Origin of the sequence: Streptomyces sp. JHA26, assembly GCF_002005565.1 — a bacterium.
Taxonomy (GTDB): Bacteria; Actinomycetota; Actinomycetes; order Streptomycetales; family Streptomycetaceae; genus Streptomyces.
Genome location: NZ_BDJC01000056.1, coordinates 23,529 through 42,805, shown reverse-complemented (window position 1 = coordinate 42,805; position 19,277 = coordinate 23,529). Strand labels below are relative to the sequence as shown.

At 74.4% G+C, this 19,277-nt stretch carries 17 protein-coding genes; 10 read left to right on the top strand and 7 right to left on the bottom strand.

The window, feature by feature from the left end; genetic code table 11:
- The 3 genes from JHAT_RS34765 to JHAT_RS34425 form a co-directional block, all read left to right on the top strand.
- Positions 1–445, top strand: a 445-nt coding sequence (locus tag JHAT_RS34765) for a DUF5682 family protein (RefSeq protein ID WP_253195624.1), incomplete at its 5' end; no start/stop codon positions are given.
- Positions 442–1,602 carry a VWA domain-containing protein gene (locus tag JHAT_RS27315; RefSeq protein WP_077800938.1) on the top strand — a complete coding sequence of 387 codons (1,161 nt, stop codon included), beginning with the start codon at positions 442–444 and terminating at the stop codon, positions 1,600–1,602. The genes JHAT_RS34765 and JHAT_RS27315, both read left to right, overlap by 4 nt.
- On the top strand, positions 1,599–3,557 hold the full coding sequence (locus JHAT_RS34425; protein ID WP_077800937.1) for a hypothetical protein: 1,959 nt from the start codon (positions 1,599–1,601) through the stop codon (positions 3,555–3,557). The genes JHAT_RS27315 and JHAT_RS34425 overlap by 4 nt, the downstream gene beginning before the upstream one ends.
- Before the next feature lie 112 nt (positions 3,558–3,669).
- Here the strand turns inward: JHAT_RS34425 and JHAT_RS27305 are convergent, their stop codons facing one another.
- Positions 3,670–4,194, bottom strand: coding sequence for a MarR family winged helix-turn-helix transcriptional regulator (locus JHAT_RS27305; RefSeq protein ID WP_077800936.1), 525 nt, complete (start codon positions 4,192–4,194; stop codon positions 3,670–3,672).
- Between the two features lie 77 nt (positions 4,195–4,271).
- Here JHAT_RS27305 and JHAT_RS27300 point away from each other — a divergent pair, with 77 nt between their 5' ends.
- Entirely contained in the window at positions 4,272–5,480 is a 1,209-nt protein-coding gene (locus tag JHAT_RS27300; protein WP_077800935.1) for an MFS transporter, read from the top strand.
- A 90-nt stretch (positions 5,481–5,570) separates the two neighbouring features.
- On the opposite strand, the gene JHAT_RS27295 is transcribed toward JHAT_RS27300, so the two are convergent.
- Genes JHAT_RS27295 through JHAT_RS27285 form a run of 3 tightly spaced genes read right to left on the bottom strand, consistent with a single transcriptional unit; the run spans position 5,571 to position 8,579 of the window.
- A complete protein-coding gene (locus tag JHAT_RS27295) occupies positions 5,571–7,058 on the bottom strand; it encodes a tripartite tricarboxylate transporter permease (protein ID WP_077800934.1) in 1,488 nt (495 codons plus the stop codon).
- Between the two features lies 1 nt (position 7,059).
- A complete protein-coding gene (locus tag JHAT_RS27290) occupies positions 7,060–7,596 on the bottom strand; it encodes a tripartite tricarboxylate transporter TctB family protein (RefSeq protein WP_077800933.1) in 537 nt (178 codons plus the stop codon).
- On the bottom strand, positions 7,593–8,579 hold the full coding sequence (locus tag JHAT_RS27285; RefSeq protein WP_171991075.1) for a tripartite tricarboxylate transporter substrate binding protein: 987 nt from the start codon (positions 8,577–8,579) through the stop codon (positions 7,593–7,595). The genes JHAT_RS27290 and JHAT_RS27285 overlap by 4 nt, the downstream gene beginning before the upstream one ends.
- A 303-nt stretch (positions 8,580–8,882) precedes the next feature.
- Here JHAT_RS27285 and JHAT_RS27280 point away from each other — a divergent pair, with 303 nt between their 5' ends.
- Together JHAT_RS27280 and JHAT_RS27275 are read left to right on the top strand one after the other, a co-directional pair.
- Positions 8,883–10,544, top strand: coding sequence for an ATP-binding protein (locus tag JHAT_RS27280; protein WP_077800931.1), 1,662 nt, complete (start codon positions 8,883–8,885; stop codon positions 10,542–10,544).
- Positions 10,541–11,320 (top strand): response regulator, encoded by a 780-nt coding sequence (locus JHAT_RS27275; protein ID WP_077800930.1) that lies wholly within the window; start codon positions 10,541–10,543, stop codon positions 11,318–11,320. The genes JHAT_RS27280 and JHAT_RS27275 overlap by 4 nt, the downstream gene beginning before the upstream one ends.
- Here the strand turns inward: JHAT_RS27275 and JHAT_RS27270 are convergent.
- The gene (locus JHAT_RS27270) at positions 11,283–11,873 is read right to left on the bottom strand and encodes a TetR/AcrR family transcriptional regulator (protein WP_077800929.1); all 591 of its coding nucleotides are present in this window, start codon (positions 11,871–11,873) and stop codon (positions 11,283–11,285) included. The genes JHAT_RS27275 and JHAT_RS27270 overlap by 38 nt on opposite strands.
- Positions 11,874–12,082: 209 nt before the next feature.
- Between JHAT_RS27270 and JHAT_RS27265 the strand changes: the two genes are divergently transcribed.
- Genes JHAT_RS27265 through JHAT_RS27250 form a run of 4 tightly spaced genes read left to right on the top strand, consistent with a single transcriptional unit; the run spans position 12,083 to position 16,917 of the window.
- Positions 12,083–12,661, top strand: coding sequence for a (2Fe-2S)-binding protein (locus JHAT_RS27265; RefSeq protein WP_077800928.1), 579 nt, complete (start codon positions 12,083–12,085; stop codon positions 12,659–12,661).
- Entirely contained in the window at positions 12,658–13,650 is a 993-nt protein-coding gene (locus JHAT_RS27260; RefSeq protein ID WP_077800927.1) for a xanthine dehydrogenase family protein subunit M, read from the top strand. The genes JHAT_RS27265 and JHAT_RS27260 overlap by 4 nt, the downstream gene beginning before the upstream one ends.
- Positions 13,647–15,794, top strand: a complete 2,148-nt coding sequence (locus tag JHAT_RS27255; protein WP_077800926.1) for a xanthine dehydrogenase family protein molybdopterin-binding subunit — start codon at positions 13,647–13,649, stop codon at positions 15,792–15,794. The genes JHAT_RS27260 and JHAT_RS27255 overlap by 4 nt, the downstream gene beginning before the upstream one ends.
- Positions 15,787–16,917, top strand: coding sequence for an XdhC/CoxI family protein (locus JHAT_RS27250; protein ID WP_077800925.1), 1,131 nt, complete (start codon positions 15,787–15,789; stop codon positions 16,915–16,917). Before JHAT_RS27255 ends, JHAT_RS27250 begins: the two co-directional genes overlap by 8 nt.
- 314 nt (positions 16,918–17,231) lie before the next feature.
- Here the strand turns inward: JHAT_RS27250 and JHAT_RS27245 are convergent, their stop codons facing one another.
- Positions 17,232–18,068 carry a polysaccharide deacetylase family protein gene (locus JHAT_RS27245; protein ID WP_077800924.1) on the bottom strand — a complete coding sequence of 279 codons (837 nt, stop codon included), beginning with the start codon at positions 18,066–18,068 and terminating at the stop codon, positions 17,232–17,234.
- A 272-nt stretch (positions 18,069–18,340) separates the two neighbouring features.
- Positions 18,341–19,273, bottom strand: a complete 933-nt coding sequence (locus JHAT_RS27240; RefSeq protein ID WP_077800923.1) for a DMT family transporter — start codon at positions 19,271–19,273, stop codon at positions 18,341–18,343.
- Positions 19,274–19,277 lie beyond the last annotated feature (4 nt).

The window sequence follows — 19,277 nt, the reverse complement described above, 5'->3', positions numbered from 1 at the left end:
GCGCGGCGCCGCCCTCGGCCTGCGCCGCGCCCTCGGAGCCCCGGCCGACCCCGCCGCCGAGGCCGAGGCGTTCGCCGTCGCGGCCGACCCCGCCGTCCTCGGCGACTGGCTGGCCGGCCTGCTCGCCCTCGCCCGCGAAGAGATCCTGCGGCCCGCCCCGAAGGGCGAACAGTCCCTGCTCGGCACCCTGGACGGCGTCGTCACCACCATGACCGACCACGTCTTCCTCCGCGCCCTGCCCGCCCTGCGTCAGGCCTTCGCCTTCTTCCCGCCCCGGGAACGCGAACGCGTCGCACGACTCCTCCTCGACCGCCGGAACCTGCACGGCTCCGCCCGCACCCTGCTGCGCACCACCGCCGACCCGCTGCTCCTCGCCCGTGCCGCGGCCCTCGAGGAACACACCGACCTCCTGCTCGACCGGCACGCCCTCGGAGCACCCCGATGACCCCCGACGACCCCCGCGCGGGACTGGAACGCTGGCGGCTGATCCTCGGCGCCCCCGCCGAACGCCGCACCGGCGGCCTCGACGGCCCGGACGCCGCCCGCGACACCGCCCTCCAGTGGCTCTACGGCCGAGACGACGACCTCGCCCGCCGTGGTGAACGCCGCGGCACCGCCGACGGCCGGGAGGACGGCGACGGCCCCTCCACCCTCGCCGTCGTCGACTGGCTCGACGACATCCACCGTCTCTTCCCCCGCGAGACGGTCGAACGCCTCGAACGCGACGCCGTGGAGACCTACGGCATCGACGAGATCGTCACCGACCCCGACGTTCTTCTGCGCGTAGAACCCAGCACCAGCCTGCTGCGGGCCGTGCTGCGCACCAAACACCTGATGAACCCGCGGATCCTGGCCGCCGCCCGGCGCATCGTCGAAGCCGTCGTGCGCGACCTGACCGAGCGGCTGAGGCCGGAGATCCGACACGCCCTCACCGGAGCCCGCTCCCGCCGCCCCAGCCGAACCCCCCGCGCCCGGAACTTCGACTTCAGGGCCACGATCCGCGCCAACCTCGCCCACTACCGGCCCGAGGACCGCCGCATCCTCATCGAGCGGCCGCACTTCCACTCCCGCACCCGCCGCCACATCGAGCAGTGGCAGCTGATCCTCCTCGTCGACCAGTCCGGCTCCATGGCCGGATCCGTGATCCACTCCGCCGTCACCGCCGCCTGCCTGTGGGGCCTGCCCGGACTGCGCACCCACCTGGTCGCTTTCGACACGCAGGTCGTCGACCTCACCTCCGACGTCACCGACCCCGTCGAACTCCTGATGAAGGTCCAGCTCGGCGGCGGCACCGACATCGCCCGCGCCGTCGACTACTCCGCCGGTCTCGTCGACAACCCGCGCCGCACGATCGTCGCCCTGGTCACCGACTTCTACGAGGGCGGCGACGCCCACCGCCTGACCCGCACCGTCCGCGACCTGACCGGACAGGGCGTCACCGTCCTCGGCCTCGCCGCCCTCGACGAGGAGGCCGCCCCCTCCTACGACCGCGACCTGGCCGGCCGCCTCGCCGAGGCCGGCGCGCACATCGGCGCCATGACCCCCGGCCACCTGGCCGAGTTCGTCGCCGAGAGAATGGCCCACGGAGGACGATCGGCATGACCCGCACCGACCTGCTCGCCCTCACCCCCGACACCCTCGCCGCCCTCGCCAACCGCGGCCTGGTCAAACGCGCCGCCAAGGACCTCGACGCCGGAGCAGGCCCCGACCTGGACGTCACCGGCGACCACACCGTGCACGGCCGCTTTCCCGACGGCACCGAGACCCGGCTGCCGCCCGGCGCCACCCTGCAGGACGCCCACTGCAGCTGCGAGGCCCACGGAGTCTGCCGCCACCGCATCGGCCTCGTCCTCGCCTACCAGCGCACCGCGACCGCATCGGACACCCCGCCGCCTTTCACCGACTGGTCCCCCGGAAGCATCGACGACACCGCCCTCGCCGAGGCCTTCGGCCGTCCCGCCCTCACCGCGGCCCGTCGCACCCGCGACCGCGGCTACCAGGCCGTCCTCCACCGCCCCACCCCCGCCGACCCCGTTCCCGCCGTCGAACTCCCCGCCTGCACCGTCCGCTTCCCCGTGCCCCACCGCCCCGGCTTCGCCGTCACCGACGCCGCCGAGCCGCTGCGCGGCACGACGGTCGTCCTCGCCGTCTGGGCCTTCCGGGCAGCCGACACCGAGGGCGGCGACCGAGTCACTGTCGGAGGAAAGGAAACAATCCCGGACAACGGTGACAGCGCCCACCGCGCGGCCATGGACCTCGTCGACGAACTCCTCGTCGAAGGCGTCCCCCAGGCCGGCCCCGTCCTGGACGGAACCCTCCGCCGTGCCGGCGCCGCCCTCACGGCCGCCGGCCGCCACTGGCCCGCCGCGGCCCTCGAGGGGATACGCCACCAGCTCGCCGAGCACGCCGTCCGCGGCGCCCGCCACGACCGCGAGACCCACGCCCTGCTCCTCGCCGAACTCCACGCCCGCCACCGCGCCGCCCCCACCGACCCCGCAGCCGTCCTCGGCACTGCCGAGACGGCCCGCACGGCCTTGCGCCGAGTCCGCCTCGTCGCCCTCGGCTGCCACGTCGACGGCTCCGCCCGCGACCGCACCGCCCACGTCTTCTTCGCCCACCCCGATGCCGGTGTCGTCCTCGTTCTGCACAGACGCTGGGAGCTGCCCGACGGTCAGGCGCCCACCGGCCACGACCTCGGCTCCCGCAGGATCCTCGGTACGAACCTGCGCACCCTTGCCGCCGCCAACGTGGTCAGCGAGGCCACTTCCCGCACGGCCGGCCGCGCCGTGGAGATCTCCCGCGGCCGGGTCGCCACCACGTCCGTCACCCCCGTCGGCGCCGCCTGGGACGACCTGCCGCCCGGGCTGCTGGTCACGGACCTCGCCGCACAGTTCCCCGCCCCCGGTGCCCTCCCTCCCCGCCTCGTCCGCCCTCGGGTGGAGGCCGAGTCCATGCGCGTCCTCGCCGTCGCGGAGGCCGGACCCGTGCGGTACGACCCGGCCGCACAGCGCCTCGAAGCCGTCCTTCACGACCCGGCCGGCAACGAGGTCCTGCTGAGCACCGCGCACAACCCCCACTGCCCCGGCACCCTGGACGCCCTGGCCGACGCCCTCGCCTCCGGCACCGCCGACCGGGTCAGCGGTTCCCTCCGCCATGACCGGGGCAGGGTCCTCCTCGCCCCGCTCGCCGTCCGCACCTCCCGCGGCGTCCTCGTCCCCGACCTCGCCCCCGGCGACGGCGACACCGCCCTCCCCGTCGCCCCGCACCTCCCGGACGACCCCCTCACCACCGCCTTGGAACAGGCCCTCGCAGCCCTCGCCGAGGCCGCCCACCACGGTCTGAAGAACCTGACCGCCACCGATCACGACATCCTCGAATCGGCAGCCGCCCTCCTGCACCGCACCGGCTTCCACACCACCGCGGACAAGGTCTCCGCCGTGACCACCACCCTCCGCGCCCACGGCCCGGCCCCCGCCGCTTCTCACTGGCACACCGCCGTCATCCGCCTCGCCACGACCCTGGAGCTCCACCGGACCGGCCCGTACGCATCGCCGTGACCGGACGTGACGGTCCGGTGCGTTCACGTCGAGCCCCGGCATCCTGTGCACGTCGTCCTCGATCAGCCCTCGGTTCGGTGGGACAGGCCGGGCCGGACGGGGGCCGGGATGGTCAGTCGGCGGCCTCGATGTGGAGGGTCAGCTGCTTGAGCAGTGCGGCGAGGCGGGAGCGGTCGCGGGCCGTGAGGGCGCCGAACAGCTCGTCCTCGGCCTTGCCGCGGAGCGCCATCGCCTGTTTCCAGACGGCGAGGCCGGCCTCGGTCACCTCGACGTCGACGCGACGCCGGTCGCCCGTGGCCGGTGCCCGGCGGACCCAGCCGGACCGCTCCAGCGCGTCGAGCCGACCGGTCATCCCGGCGGCGCTCACGCCGAGATCGGCGGCGAGTGCGGAGGGGGTCGTCCGGCCCGGGGTGTCCCGGATCATCAGGTGGTGCAGGGTCTCGTACTCGTGGATCTGCAGTCCGGCCCCCTCGACGGCGTGGCGCGTGCTCTGCTTGAGGTGGCGCCGGATCCGGTCCAGCCGGACCGTGATCGCCTCCACCTCGTCGTCGAACTCGATGCCGATCCAATGGTCCCGCCAGCGGTCGACGTGGCGGTCCGCCCAGTCGTGCGGCCGGTCGGGGTGAGGTGCCTCCATGCGGCGATCCTAACCGTGTGTTTCGGCGCCTGATAATTAGTTGACGAACATTTCGGTGCCGAAATACCTTCCTCGCCGTGAAGCGACGAAGTCATCGAGTCCTGCGCCACCACGGCTTCCGGTACCTGGTGGCCGGAACCGCGGTCAACGCGCTCGGCAACGCCATCACACCGGTGGCCCTGGCGTTCGCCGTTCTCGATCTGGGGGGATCGGTCGTCCAGCTCGGCCTGGTGGAGGCCGCGTTCGCCGCGTGCCAGGTCGTCACCACGCTCGCCGGCGGCGTGCTGGGCGACCGGGTCTCGCGGCGGCTGATGATGACCGGGGCGTCGGTCGTCAGCGCCCTGGTCATGGGAGGGGTGGCCGGCGCGCTGCTGCTGGGCGTCGCCACCATCTGGCTGATCGCGGTCCTGGGCGGGCTCGGCGGCGTGGTCTCGGCGCTGGGGCGCCCCTCCGCCATGGCGATGACCCGGCTGGTCGTACCGCAGGACGAACTGGGCGACGCGGTCGCGCTGCGCACGCTGCTCCAGACCGGTGCCTCGACCGTCGGATACGCCGTGGCGGGGGTGCTGGTCGCCGCCGTGGGCCCGGGGTGGGCGGTCGTGGCCGACGCCTGCACCTTCGCCTTCGCCGCGGCGGCCTTCGCCCGTCTCCGCGTCCCGCACGTGCGCACGCCCCGGGCGGCGTCGGCCCTCGCGGATCTCAAGGACGGCCTGCGGGAGGTGATGCGGCACAGCTGGCTCTGGCTGCTCATCCTCCAGGCCCTCCTCTACCACCTCTTCTACGGCGGGGCGCAGGCGGTTCTCGGCCCCGTCGTCGTGGGCCAGGGGATCGGCCGGTCGGCCTGGGGGCTCGCCCTGTCGGTCCTGATGGCCGGGTTCGTGACCGGCGGCCTGCTCTGCCTCCGGATCCGGCCGCGACGGCCGCTGGCGGTCGGTGTGGTCCTGCTCGCGTTCACGGGCTTCTTCCCGCTCGCCATGGCGCTGACCGACACGCTGTGGCCCGTCCTGCTCGGCGCCTTCCTGCACGGCCTCGGCCTGCAGATGTTCGACGTGTACTGGGAGCAGTCCATCCAGAGCCACGTGCCGGAGGACAAACTCGCCCGGGTCTACGCCTTCGACACGGTCGGCTCCTTCGTGGCCCGCCCCGTCGGCCTCGCCCTCACCGGTCCGGTCGCCACCGCCGTCGGCTTCGGGACGTGGCTGCTCGTCGTCGCCGCGGTGATCTCCGGGGTGTCGCTCGTCGCGTTGGCCGCCCGGGGCGTGCGCGACCTGGAGCGGGTGGACTGAGACCCGGCACGACGGGTCCCGGTCGCGGCCGGAACGCACCGCCCCCGGGGCCTCGTCGGGGCTCCGGGGGCGGTGCGGCCGGGCCGTGCCTCACGCGCGGGCGCGTCGCACCACTCCCGCCAGCAACGGCCACGCCAGCAGCAGCACGATCACCCCGTACACCGTCACCGCGAACGGTGTGTTCACCAGGCCCGTGACGCTGCCGTCGCTGATCTGCAGGGCGCGGCGCAGCTGCTGCTCGGCGTTGGGGCCGAGGATGACGCCGATCACGGCGGGCAGGACCGGCAGGCCGTAGCGCCGCATGCCGAACCCGACCAGGCCGATGACCAGCAGGATCACCAGGTCGACGACCTCGCCGCCGACGGCGTACGCGCCGACCGCCGCGAAGAACATGATCCCCGCGTAGAGGTAGGGCCGCGGGATGCGCAGCAGCTTGGCCCACACCGGTGCCAGCGGCAGGTTGAGGGCGAGCAGCAGCACCATGCCGACGAAGAGGGAGGCGATCAGGCCCCACACCAGCTCGGGTTCGCGCTCGAAGAGCAGCGGGCCGGGCTGGATGCCGTACTGCTGGAAGGCGGCCAGCATGACCGCGGCGACGGCCGTGGTCGGCAGCCCCAGGGTCAACATGGACACCAGCGTGCCCGCCGCCGAGGCCGACGCCGCCGACTCGGGGCCGGCCACGCCCTCGATGGCGCCCTTGCCCCACTCGTCCTTGTGCTTGGACAGGCGCTTCTCCGTCACGTACGACAGGAACGTGGGGATCTCCGCGCCGCCCGCCGGGATCGCGCCGAACGGGAAGCCGATGAACGGGCCGCGCAGCCAGGACTTCCAGGTCCGCTTCACGTCGGCGCGGCCGAGCCAGGGGCGTCCCACCGGGATGGGTTCGGCCGCCCCGCGCCGCAGGTGCGCCGCCACCCACAGCGCCTCGCCGATCGCGAAGAGACCGACCGCCACGATCACCACGTCGACGCCGTCGGCGAGTTGCAGCGAACCGAAGGTCAGCCGCTGCTGGCCGGTCATCTGGTCCAGGCCCACCAGACCGATCGTCAGGCCGATCAGCAGGGACGCCAGGCCCCTGATCCGGGACGAGCCCAGCACCGAGGTCACCGCGATGAACGCCAGCACCATGATGGCGAAGTAGTCCGGCGCGCCGATGTCCACCGCCAGGTCGGCCACCGTCGGCGCCAGCGCCACCAGCAGGGTCGTGCCGATCATGCCGCCCGCGAAGTGACCGATGGCGGCCGCGGCCAGCGCCTGGGCGCCCCGCCCCGCCTTGGCCATGGGGTTGCCCTCCATGGCCGCGACCACCGCGGCGCTCTCGCCGGGGGTGTTGAGCAGGATGGAGGTCGTCGAACCGCCGAACATCGCACCGTAGTAGATGCCCGCGAACATGATGAACGCGGCGACCGGGTCGAGGCCGTACGTCACCGGCAGCAGCAGTGCCACGGCCATCGCGGGGCCGATGCCGGGCAGCACGCCGATGGCCGTGCCGAGCAGGACGCCGAGGGCGGCCCACAGGAGGTTGACCGGGGTGAGGGCCGTGCCGAAGCCGTCCAGGAGGGAGTTCAGGGCGTTCATGTCACAGCACTCCCATCAGCGGACCACCGGGCAGCGGCACTCCGAGCAGCTTGTCGAAGACGACGTAGGTGACCAGGGACAGCACCGCGGCGATCAGCGGATCGCGGTCGACGCGCCGGCTGCCGAGCGCGAAGGCGGCACCCCAGAACAGCAGCGCGCCCGCGGCGGGGAAGCCGGCCGGCTCGATCAGCACGGCCGCGCCGAGGAAGATCCCGGCGAGCAGCAGCACCGTGCGCCAGTCGGCCGGTTCGGACAGGTCGACGTCCTCGCCGCCCTCCGCCTCGCCACGGCCGCCGCGCAGGACGTCCACGGCGAGCAGCGCGGCGATCACCAGCAGGCCCGCGCCGACGACGACCGGGACCGTCCTCGGGCCGACGGGACCCCGCTGCGCGATGTCGACGTCCATGGTCAGGGCGTCCGTCAGGACCAGGACGCCGAGCGCCAGCAGCAGGACGCACACGCCCAGTTCGGAGTGGTCGCGCAGCCACGAACGCCGCTCGGCGGCCGGCTCGGTGGCCGTTTCGGTCCGCGTCGTCACAGTCCCAGCTCCTTCAGCACCGACACCACGCGCTTGTCCTGGGCGTCCAGGAACGCGCCGAACTCCTCGCCCGTCAGGAAGGCGTCGTCCCAGCCGTTCTGCTGCAGGGACTTCTTCCACTCGGGGGAGTCGTGCAGTTCCTCGACCAGGCGGGTCAGCTTGCCGCGCTCCGCGTCGGTCAGGCCGGGCGGGGCCACGATGCCGCGCCAGTTGGTGAAGTCCACGTCGTAGCCGGACTCCTTCAGCGTCGGGGCGTCCTGGAGGTCGTCCACACGCTCGGGGCCCGTCACCGCGAGCACCCTCAGCTCGCCCGCCTTGATCTGGTCGAGGTACTCGCCGACGCCGGAGACCCCGAAACCGACCTTGTTGCCGAGGATCGACGCGAGCAGCTCGCCGCCCCCGTCGAAGGGGATGTAGTTGACCGACCTGGGGGAGATCCCGGCGGCCTGCGCCATCAGCATCGGCGCGAGGTGGTCGGGTCCGCCCGGGGACGAGCCACCACCGACGGGGATCTTGCCCGGGTCCTTCTTCCAGGCGCCGATCAGCTCGTCGATCGTCCGGTACGGGGAGTCCTTGGCGACCACGACGACGTCCTGCTCCTCGGTGAGCCGCGCGATCGGCGTGGTGTCGGCGAGGGTCTTGGGCGCGTGGTTGGAACGGGCGGCGCCCACGACGCCGAGGCCCATGGACATGGCGAGCTTGCCGTTGCCGTGCTCGCTCACCAGCCGGCTCAGGCCCACGGTGCCGCCCGCGCCCGGCAGGTTGAACACCTCGATGTTGTGCGTGAGTCCGGCGTCCTCGGCGTTCTTCGCGGCCGTGCGGGCGGTGATGTCGTAGCCGCCGCCCGGGGTGTTGGGGACCATGAAGCGCAGGCCGGGGATCTGCGTGCCGGTCCCGGACTCGCTGCCCGTCGAGAGCAGCGGGGGACCGGCGAGGACGAGCACGGCGGCCCCGAGCAGAGCAAGGGGGGTGCGCAGGCGCACGAATGCCACCACCTGTCGGTTGGGTAGATCGGTACGGGGAGCCCTGTGGGGGAGGGTGACGTGGGCCACATGGTGCCCGTGGTCCGGCGATGTGTCTTCCTTGCGGAACCAAGGGAGGTTGTGGTCTTTGCGGTCGCCGGGACGCGGCCGCGGTCCGCGTCACCGGCACATCGCCGGTTCGTTGCGAAGACAGCACATCCCTTTCCTTCACCGCAGGTGGGCGCCATGATGGCGACCCGACACCCCCGCCCCCGGACGCCCTCCCGACGCCCCCCGACCCCGCCAGCCGAGATCGAGTACGCCGTGGCCCCCACCTTCCGCCGTCACACCCTCGCGGGCGAGATGCTGGTCCTCCAGCTCGCCATCGTCGTGGTGGTGCTGCTCGCGGTGGCCGCCGTCTCGCTCGCCCAGTCGAAGGCCACGTTCAACCGGGTCGAGGGCCGTCGCGTCACCGCCCTGGCCGAACAACTGGCCGCCACCCCGCTGGTCCGCAGCCAGTTGCTGCGCCCCGTGCCGCAGGAGGCCCTCGCCCCGCTGGTGAACTCCACACAGACCCAGTCCGGGGTCACGTCGGTCACGGTGGCCGACGCCGGCGGCCGCATCGTCAGCTCCACCGACCCGACGGTGGTCGGCGCCCGGCTGCCGCTCGCCGACGACGCCGTCGAGGGACGCGGCTGGTCGGGGGCGCTGACGCTGGGCGGCAGCCGGGAGCTCGTCGCGCAGGTGCCGGTGCTCGGCGACACCCCGGAAACCCTCGGCCGGCACCTCGGCACGGTGATGGTCGGCGAGGCCGACCCCACGGTGTGGCAGCGGCTCGGCGGCGCCTCCTCCTACCTCCTGGCCTACCTCGGCGCCGCCAGCGGCCTCGGGGTGGCCGGTTCGTGGCTGCTCGCCCGGCGCGTCAAACGGCAGACCCTCGGCCTGGAGCCCCGCGAGATCGCCGGGCTCGCCGAACACCGGGAGGCGATGCTCTACGGCATCGCCGAGGGCGTGGTCGCCCTCGATCCGCAGCACCGGCTCACCCTGGTCAACGAGATGGGCCGGCGCCTGCTCGACCTGCCCGGGGACTGCGTGGGCCAGAGCCTGGACGGCCTGGGCGTCGACGGGCGCCTGCTGGACGTCCTGACCGGTGCCACGGCGGACGCGGACGGCCGGTCGGAGCCGGGCGGGCGGCGTGACGAGGTCGTCGTCCGCCACGGCCGGGTCCTGGTGATGAACCGCATGACCGTCACCAAGGACGGCCGCCCGCTCGGCTCGGTCACCACCCTGCGCGACCGCACCGAACTGGCCCGGCTGGAACGGGAGATCGGTGCCTTCCGCAGCACCTCCGAGCTGCTGCGCGCCCAGGCCCACGAGTTCGCCAACCAGCTGCACACCATCTCCGGGCTGATCCAGATAGGCGAGCAGGACGAGGTGGTGCGCTACATCCGGGCGCTCAACCAGCGCCGCCAGTCCCTCGACGTCACCCTCAGCCGCCGGGTCCGCGACACCGCCGTCGCCGCACTGCTGACGGCGAAGTCCTCCCTGGCGGCCGAGCGGAAGGTCGCCCTGCGCGTCTCCGAGCGCACCGCCCTGGGCCGGCTCGCCCCCGAGGACGCCGCCGACGTGGCGACCGTGGTCGGCAACCTCGTCGACAACGCGGTGGACGCCGCCGCGTCGCACGGCGACGACGCCGCCTGGGTCGAGGTCGAGCTCAGGCAGGACGCCACCGGCGTGGAGATCGTGGTCCGCGACTCGGGGCCCGGCGTGGCGCCCGCACTGGCCCGCGAGGTCTTCTCGCACGGCTTCACCACCAAGGCCGCCCGGCAGGGCGAACGCGGCATCGGCCTGGCGCTGACCCGGCTCGTCTGCGAACGTCACGGCGGCGAGATCTCGGCGGCCAACACCTCCGAAGGGGCCGTGTTCACGGCACGCATGACGGTCAGCCACCTCACCGACGCGGTGGCGGAAGGAGCAGCACCATGAAGGGGACGAGCGGCACCGGCGGAGCGGGGGCCACGACCGGCGCGAGAGCCGCCACCGACGCGATCGGGGTGCTCGTCGTCGACGACGACTTCATGGTGGCCCGGGTCCACCGCGCCTTCGTCGAACGCGTCGAGCACTTCCGGGTCGTCGGAGTCGCCGGCACCGGCGAGCAGGCCCTCGCCGCCGTCGACGAACTCCGCCCCGACCTCGTCCTGCTCGACCTGTACCTGCCCGACCTCTTCGGCCTGGACGTCATCCCCCGGCTGCGCGCCGCCGGCCACGACTGCGACGTCATGGTCATCAGCGCGGCCCGGGAGGCGGACACGGTGCGCGGCGCCGTCCGCCACGGCGTCGTCGACTACCTGCTCAAGCCGTTCGACTTCGAGGACCTGCGGGTCCGGCTGGAGCGCTACGCCGGCCGGCGGGGCCGGCTGCTCGGTACCGTCGTGCGCAGCCAGGCCGACGTCGACCGCGTACTGGCCGGGGCGGCGGCACCGGCCGCCGCGGTCCCGGCACTGCCCAAGGGCATGAGCGCGGAGACCGCCGAACTGGTCGAACGCGCTCTCCGCGAGGCCGACGGCACGCTGTCCGCCAGCGAGTGCGCGGCGCTGACCGGCATCTCCCGGGTCAGCGCCCGCCGCTACCTGGAGTACTTCCACACCGTCGGCAGCGCGGACGTCTCGCTGCGCTACGGCGTCGCCGGCCGCCCCGAGCGCCGCTACCGCTTCCGGGGCGCGGTCACCGGCGTGGCGCTCCCGCGCGCAGCCCGTCCATGACGAAGTCCAGGAACCGGGTGGCCCGCGGCTGCCAGTCCTCGCCGGGATCGATCAGCCACAGACCGCCGATGACGAGGAAGAAGTCGTCCGCGGAGATGCCGGGCCGGATGGTGCCGGCCTCCTCGTTGGCGCGGAGCAGGAGGCCGGCCGCGTCCATGACGGGGGTGGGGTGCGGCTTCTGCGGGCTTCCGGGCGCGCTGGTGACCAGCCGGATCGCGTCCGCCAGGCCGGCCTTGGTCATGGCGAACCCGGCGAGGCGGTCCATCCACTCGCGCAGGGCCCGTTCGGGCTCGCGGGTGGCCAGCAGCTCGGGCGCGGCATCGGCCACCTGCTGCATCTCGTAGCGGTAGACCTCCAGGACGAGCGCCTCGCGGTTGGGGAAGTTGCGGTAGAAGGTGCCCTGCCCGACGCCCGCCTTCCTGGCGATGGCGCTCAACGGCGCGTCCGCGCAGCGCGTCAGTTCCTCCGTGGCCACGCGCAGGATCCGCTCGCGGTTGCGCTGGGCGTCCGAGCGCAGGGGGGTATCCGGCTTGTCCCTCTTCGCCTGCGGCACCCGTCCTCCTCCCGGGTCCGTGGCCGAATCCCGTTCTTGCTAAGCGGACAGCTGTCCGTTACGTTTCCAGTGAGCGGACAGTTGTCCGTTTACTGGCCCACTTTAGCGGCGGACGCGGCCCCGCGGGACCGGCCGGCGGCCTCCGCCCAGCGATGAACCCACGCCTACAGCCCGTTTTCCTTGTCACCAGACACCAAAGAAGGCTGATTATGGCCCCAGCGCCCTCGTCGACGTCCAGTGCCATCACCCTGAACATCAACGGCGAGAAGCACCAGCTGACCGTCGACCACCGCACCACCCTGCTCGACGCCCTGCGCGAGCGCCTCGACCTGACCGGTACCAAGAAGGGCTGCGACCAGGGGCAGTGCGGCGCCTGCACCGTCCTGGTCGACGGGCGTCGCGCCGTCTCCTGCCTCAACCTCGCCGTCGCGGCCGAGGGCCGCGAGATCACCACCATCGAGGGCATGGCCGAGGGCGACCGGCTGCACCCGGTGCAGCAGGCCTTCCTCGACCTCGACGGCTACCAGTGCGGCTACTGCACGCCCGGCCAGATCTGCTCGGCCGTCGCCGTCATCGAGGAGCACGCCGCCGGCTGGCCGAGCGCCGTCACCGACGACGTGCGGCCCGAGGCCGGCCCGCCGCCCCTGACGCCCGAGGAGATCCGCGAGCGGATGAGCGGCAACCTGTGCCGCTGCGGCGCCTACGTCTCGATCGTCCAGGCCGTCGCACGCGCCGCCGAGGCCCACGGGAAGACCGCGGCCGAGAACGCCGAGGAGGCCGCCGCATGAGGGAATTCGGCTACCAGCGCGCCGACGACGTCCCCGGAGCCGTGGCGTTGCTCGCTGCCGATCCGGACGCCCGGTTCCTCGGCGGCGGCACCAACCTCGTCGACCTGATGAAGACCGGCGTCGAACGGCCCGCCCTGCTCGTCGACGTCCGCGAACTCCCGCTGGACGGCATCGAACCGACCGGTGACGGCGGCCTGCGCATCGGCGCCACCGTCACCAACAGCGACCTCGCCGCGCACCCCGAGGTCCGCCGCCGCTACCCGGCGTTGACCCAGGCCGTCCTGGCCGGCGCCTCCGGACAGCTGCGCAACATGGCCACCGTCGGCGGCAACCTGCTCCAGCGCACCCGCTGCGGCTACTTCACCGACGTGAGCAAGCTGTGCAACAAGCGGGTCCCCGGCAGCGGTTGCCCCGCGATCACCGGCGAGCACCACAACCACGCCGTGCTGGGCGCCTCCGACCACTGCGTGGCCGTCCACCCCTCGGACATGGGCGTCGCCCTCACCGCCTTCGACGCGGTCGTCACCTACGAAACCGCCGACGGACCGGGAGAGCTGCCGCTCGCCGACTTCTACCTCCCCGTCGGCGACACCCCGCACCGCGAGACCGCCCTGCCGCCCGGCGCGCTGATCACCGGCGTCACCCTGCCGCCCGCGCCCGTCGCCGCCCGCTCCCGCTACCGCAAGGTGCGCGAGCGTGCCTCGTACGCCTTCGCCATCGGCTCGGTCGCCGCCGCGCTCGACGTCGAGGACGGCGTCGTCCGCGAGGCCCGGCTCGCCCTCGGCGCCGTCGCCTCCCGCCCCTGGCGGGCCCGCACGGCCGAGGCCGTGCTGACCGGCGCACCCGCCGACGGCGACACCTTCGCCGCCGCCGCGGACGCCGAACTGGCGGCGGCCAGGCCCCTGCCCGACAACGCGTACAAGGTGACCCTCATGCGCAACCTCGTGGTCGCCGTGCTCACCGAACTCGCCGAGGAGGCCACCCGATGACCACCGCCACGACCGGCCGCACACCGGTGAAGGGCGCCGTCGGCACCGCGCACACCCGTGTGGAGGGCCGCGACAAGGTCACCGGAGCGGCCCGCTACGCCGGTGAGATCCCCTTCGCCGACCTCGCCCACGGCTGGCTGGTGCTGTCCACCGTCACACGTGGCCGCATCCGCTCCCTCGACGCGGACGCCGTCCTCGCCATGCCGGGCGTGCTGGCCGTCCTGCACCACGGCAACGCCCCGCGCCTCGACGCCGGATACGTCGGCATACTGGGCATTCCGGACCCGACCGCGGCCGTCTTCCAGCACGACCGGGTGCCGCACGCCGGATGGCCCGTCGCCCTCGTCGTCGCCGAGACGCCCGAGCAGGCCAGGGAGGCCGCCGAGGCCCTCGCCGTGACCTACGACGAGGAGCCGCACGACACCGTCCTGCGCGCCGACCACCCCGACGCCCACCCCGCGGGCGGGCACATGCCGGCGGAGACGGAGAAGGGCGACCTGGAGTCCGCCCTCGCCGCGTCCGCCGTCGTCCTGGACGCCGAGTACACCACCCCCGAAGAGCACCACAGCATGATGGAGCCGCACGCGGCGACCGCGCTCTGGGACGGCGGACGGCTCGAGGTCGTCGACTCCAACCAGGGCACCACCTGGGTGCAGAGCGAACTCGCGAAGATGTTCTCCCTCGACGAGTCCGCGGTGCGCGTGCGCTCCGAGCACATCGGCGGCGGCTTCGGCAGCAAGGGCCTGCGCGCCCACCAGGTGTCCGCCGTGATGGCCGCGACCGTCCTCCAGCGCCCGGTACGCGTCGTCATGACCCGGCGCCAGATGTTCTCGCTGGCCGGGTACCGCAGCCCCACCGCCCAGCGCGTCAGGCTCGGCGCCGACCCCGACGGCCGGCTCCGCGCCCTGGAGCACCGCTCGCTGAACCAGACGTCCACGGTGTACGAGTTCGTCGAGCCCGGCGCCGGCGTGGCCCGCGTGATGTACGACGCCGACGCCCACCGCACCGCCAACCACGTCGCACGCCTCGACGTGCCGTCCCCCACCTACATGCGGGCGCCGGGCGAGGCACCGGGGTCGTTCGCGATCGAGTCGGCGCTCGACGAGCTGGCCGAGCGCTGCGGCGTCGACCCGATCGAGCTGCGCCTGCGCAACGAGCCCGAGGTGGGCCCGGTCTCCGGGCACCCGTTCAGCAGCCGCAACCTCGCCGCCTGCTTCCGCGAGGGCGCCCGCAGGTTCGGCTGGGCCGACCGCGACCTGCGTCCCGGCGTGCGCCGTGACGGGCGCTGGCTGCTGGGCACCGGTACGGCCGCCGCATCCTTCCCCGCCGGCGCCGGGCCCTCCACGGCCCTGGTGACCGCGGAGGCCGACGGCACCTTCACCGTGCGGATCGCCGCCGCCGACATCGGCACCGGCGCCCGCACCGCCCTCACCCTGATCGCCGCCGACGCGCTGGAGGTCACGCCGGACAGGGTCCGCGTCCGCATCGGGGACAGCGACTTCGGGCCGGCGATGATCGCCGGCGGCTCCATGGGCACCCGCTCCTGGGCCTGGGCGATCACGGCCGCCGTCGCGGAACTGCGCGAGCGGCTCGCCCTGGGCACCGACATCCCGCCCGAGGGCATCAGCGTGCGCTCCGACACCACCGCCGCCCTCGGCGCCCTCGCGCAGAAGGAGCGGCACTCCTTCGGGGCGCAGTTCGCCGAGGTCGCCGTGGACACCACCACCGGCGAGGTGCGGGTGCGCCGCATGCTCGGCATCTTCGCCGCGGGCCGGATCGTCAACCCGCTCACCGCCCGCAACCAGCTCGTCGGCGGCATGGTCTGGGGTCTCTCCATGGCCCTGCACGAGGAAGCGGTCCGGGACCGGACCACCGGCGGCCTCTACGGCCCCGACCTCGCCGGCTACCACGTCGCCACGCACGCCGACGTCGCGGACATCGAGGCGGACTGGGTGGACGACCCCGACCCCGACGACCCGGTCGGCATCAAGGGCGTCGGCGAGATCGGCATCGTGGGCGCCGCCGCGGCCGTCGCCAACGCCGTCTGGCACGCGACGGGCGTCCGCCACCGGCACCTGCCGATCCGGCCCGACCGCGTGCTGACGGGAGCGGCACCCGTGGACAGGGGAGCGGCGGATGCTTGACATCGCCGACGAGCTGCACGGATGGATCGAGGAGGGACGGGACTTCGCCGTCGCCACCGTCGTCTCCGTCGGCGGCAGCGCGCCGCGCGGTCCCGGCGCCGCCCTCGCCGTCGACAGCGAGGGCCGGGCGCTCGGTTCGGTCTCCGGAGGCTGTGTGGAGGGCGCGGTGTACGACCTGTGCACCGCGGCCCTCCGCGACGGGGAGACGGTGCGCGAACGGTTCGGCTACAGCGACGAGGACGCCTTCGCGGTCGGGCTGACCTGCGGCGGGGTCATCGAGGTGATGGTCACACCGGTCACCGCCCACGCGCCGTCGCGGGCGGTGTTCCGGGCGGCGCTGTCGGCCGCCGTCCGGGACGAGCCCGCCGCCCTGGCCCGGGTCGTCCAGGGCCCGGCCGCGTTCCTCGGACGGGCGCTGCTCGTCCGCGCCGACGGCTCGCACGAGGGCGGACTCGGCGGCCACCCCGAGCTGGACCGCACGGCGGTGACCGAGACCCGGGCGCTGCTGGAGGCGGGACGCACCGGCACGGTCGCCCTGTCGGAGGACGGCTCGCACTGCCCCGGCGGACTCACCCTGCTCGTCGAGTCCCGGACGCCGCCGCCCCGCATGATCGTCTTCGGCGCGGTCGACTTCGCCGCGGCGCTGGTGCGCGCCGGCAAGTTCCTCGGCCACCACGTGACCGTGTGCGACGCCCGACCCGTCTTCGCCACCCCGGCCCGCTTCCCGGAGGCCGACGAGGTCGTCGTCGACTGGCCGCACCGCTATCTGCGGAGCACCCCCACCGACGGGCGCACGGTGCTGTGCGTGCTCACCCACGACGCCAAGTTCGACGTACCGCTGCTGACGCAGGCCCTGCGCATGCCGGTCGCGTACGTGGGCGCGATGGGCTCGCGGCGCACCCACGAGGACCGGGAACGACGGCTGCGCGACGCCGGTCTGGGCGACCGCGAGCTGGCCCGGCTGCGGTCTCCCATCGGACTGGACCTCGGCGCCCGGACGCCCGAGGAGACGGCCCTGTCCATCGCGGCGGAGATCGTCGCCGCCCGGCGCGGCGGTACGGGCCTGCCGCTGACCGGCGGGGCGACGCCGATCCACCGCGACCTGTCGGGGGCGGCCGCCTGAGGCGGTCGAGGGCGGCGTTCCGGCGCCGGGGCCGGGACGGTGTCCGCAGCGCCCCGGCCTCCGCCGTCCGCACCCCGTCCTCCCGGAGGGTCCGCCATCAGGCCGGTACCGAAGCCCGGCCGCGCGTCCAGCACCGGGCGCAGGCGCGGCCGGCCCCGCACCGCCCGCATCCGGCGCAGCCGCACGATCCGGCCCTCCGGGTCCACGACCGCGCTCCGCCCGCCGTCGGCGATCACCGCGTCCTCCCGCGGCACCCACGGCGGACCGGACGGTTCCGGACCTGTCCGGCCCGATCTGCACGGTGTCCCCCGACGCTACGGCCGTCCCGGCGCCGTCGGCCGAGACGACGCCGCGCCGGCGGTTCGCACGGGTGCCACGACGGGCACGCCACGGCGGTACCGGGCCCCGCCCACCCCGTGCTCGGCCAGCGGCCCCACGACCAGGCCCCGCGCACGGCAGTCGGCGACGAGGCCGGGAAGGGCGCCGAGGGCCGCCCGCCAGCTGCCGGGGGCGGAGGCGTGGTCGGTGTCGTGCAGGAGGACCGTGCCGCCGCCGCCCAGGTCCGCCGCGACGGTCGCCCGCACGGAGTCCGGCGTCGCGTCGTGCCGCCAGTCCTCGCCCCACGCCGTCCACAGGACCGGGCGCAGTCCCGCGCGCCGGGCCGCGGCCCAGCGGCCGGAGGTGAGGATGCCGTAGGGCGGCCGGTACCAGTGCGGTGCGCGGCCGGTGGCGTCGCCGATCGCGCCCGCCGCCCGCTCCAGCTCGCGGGCGTCACGGGCCGGCGACGGCAGCCAGGGCCGGCCGTGGGACCAGCCGTGGACGGCGATCTCGTGGCCCCGCCGCACCAGCTCGCGGGCGGTCGCGGGGTGCCGGGCGACGTTCTCGCCCAGGACGAAGAACGTCGCGCGCACGCCGAGCCCCTCCAGCACGTCCAGGAAGCGGGGCGTGGACACCGGGTCGGGACCGTCGTCGAAGGTGAGGGCGACGTGATCGGGCCGGCCCACTCCGGCCAGCGCGGGGAACCAGCGCCGACGCAGCTCCGGCAGCCAGGTCGCGGCCGGACCGATGTGGGCCAGCGCGGCGACGGCCGGCACGGCGACCGCCGACGCCACGGCGTACGCCGCCCGCCCGGCTCCGTCCCGCTCCCTCATCGGCCCCGCCTCCTGCTCTGCCGGAAGTCCCGGTCACCCGTGATCCGTCGTCCGTGGTCCGTCGCCCGTGGTCTGTGATCCGTCGCTCGTCGTCGGGTGCCCCGAGGACGCCCCGAGCCCCGCGCGGCTTCTTCCTCCGCCCTTTCGTCCGTCCCGCTCCTCGCCCGCCGGGAAACCCACGTGCCCCCGCCGGAGGGTCTCCAGTCGCCTTTGCCGACAGACGGGGTCCTTCCACCGGACGTCCGGATCACGGTGCGCCGGGCACCCGATGGTCACGACTCCTGCCGCTCCTGCCGCTGTCGCCCTCCACCTCCACCCGGCCCGTCGCGCGCCGCCGGCGCGGTGTCCCAGGCGCCGTGCACCGACGGCGCCCGGGCCAGTCCGACACTGCCGAGGCCGATCAGCGCCACGCCGATCAGCTCGGGCAGCACCCGCACCCCGAGCACGATCTCCTCACCGAACAGGGCCCAGCCCATGGCGACGCTGGTCAGCGCGTCCCCGAGGGTGAGCGCGGGCTGCGACGCGGCGAGGGTCCCGGCCCGCAGCGCGCTCTGCAGGAGGAGGAAACTGATCACGCCGACGACTCCCGTGGCGTACAGCGGCCACTGCGTCAGTACGGCGCCCGCCCCCTGGGGAAACCGCCCGGTGACCTCCTTCAGCAACGCGGCCGTCCCGCCGAACGCCACCGCGGACGCCGACCCGAACAGGGCGGCACGGGGCGCTCCGTGCACCAGCCGGCCGGCGACGGCGAAGCCCGTCACCACGCAGAACAGCGCCAGGAGGGCCCAGGGCCAGCGGCCCGGGGCCGCGGTGGCGTCCCCCGCCGACGGGGACGCGGCACCCAGGAACAGCGCCAGCCCCGCGGCCAGGGCCACGAACGCCAGCCAGGTGCGCTGGTCGGGCCGTCGGTGGAAGACCATGCTGCCGACGACCAGGGTGAACATCAGCTCGCTGGCCATCAGCGGCTGGACGACGGCCAGGCTGCCCACCGCCAGCGCGGCCGCCTGCAGCACCGTCGTCAGGGCGAGCAGCGCCGCGCCGCCCACCCAGTACGGGTCGCGTATCAGCCGCAGCAGTGAGCGCACCACCGTGTGGACGGCACCGGGCCGGTCCTCGTCCTGGGCCGCGGCCCGGCGCTGCAGCACCGACGCCGCAGCGTTGGACAGCGCCGCGAACAGGGCGAGGACGACGGTGAGGACACTCACCGCG

Excerpts from the sequence above, each read along its gene's own strand:
- JHAT_RS27315 (WP_077800938.1), top strand. The coding sequence starts at position 442 with ATGACCCCCGACGACCCCCGCGCGGGACTGGAACGCTGGCGGCTGATC.
- JHAT_RS34425 (WP_077800937.1), top strand. The coding sequence starts at position 1,599 with ATGACCCGCACCGACCTGCTCGCCCTCACCCCCGACACCCTCGCCGCC.
- JHAT_RS27305 (WP_077800936.1), bottom strand. The coding sequence starts at position 4,194 with ATGGAGGCACCTCACCCCGACCGGCCGCACGACTGGGCGGACCGCCAC.
- JHAT_RS27295 (WP_077800934.1), bottom strand. The coding sequence starts at position 7,058 with ATGAACGCCCTGAACTCCCTCCTGGACGGCTTCGGCACGGCCCTCACC.
- JHAT_RS27275 (WP_077800930.1), top strand. The coding sequence starts at position 10,541 with ATGAAGGGGACGAGCGGCACCGGCGGAGCGGGGGCCACGACCGGCGCG.
- JHAT_RS27265 (WP_077800928.1), top strand. The coding sequence starts at position 12,083 with ATGGCCCCAGCGCCCTCGTCGACGTCCAGTGCCATCACCCTGAACATC.
- JHAT_RS27260 (WP_077800927.1), top strand. The coding sequence starts at position 12,658 with ATGAGGGAATTCGGCTACCAGCGCGCCGACGACGTCCCCGGAGCCGTG.
- JHAT_RS27255 (WP_077800926.1), top strand. The coding sequence starts at position 13,647 with ATGACCACCGCCACGACCGGCCGCACACCGGTGAAGGGCGCCGTCGGC.
- JHAT_RS27250 (WP_077800925.1), top strand. The coding sequence starts at position 15,787 with ATGCTTGACATCGCCGACGAGCTGCACGGATGGATCGAGGAGGGACGG.
- JHAT_RS27245 (WP_077800924.1), bottom strand. The coding sequence starts at position 18,068 with ATGAGGGAGCGGGACGGAGCCGGGCGGGCGGCGTACGCCGTGGCGTCG.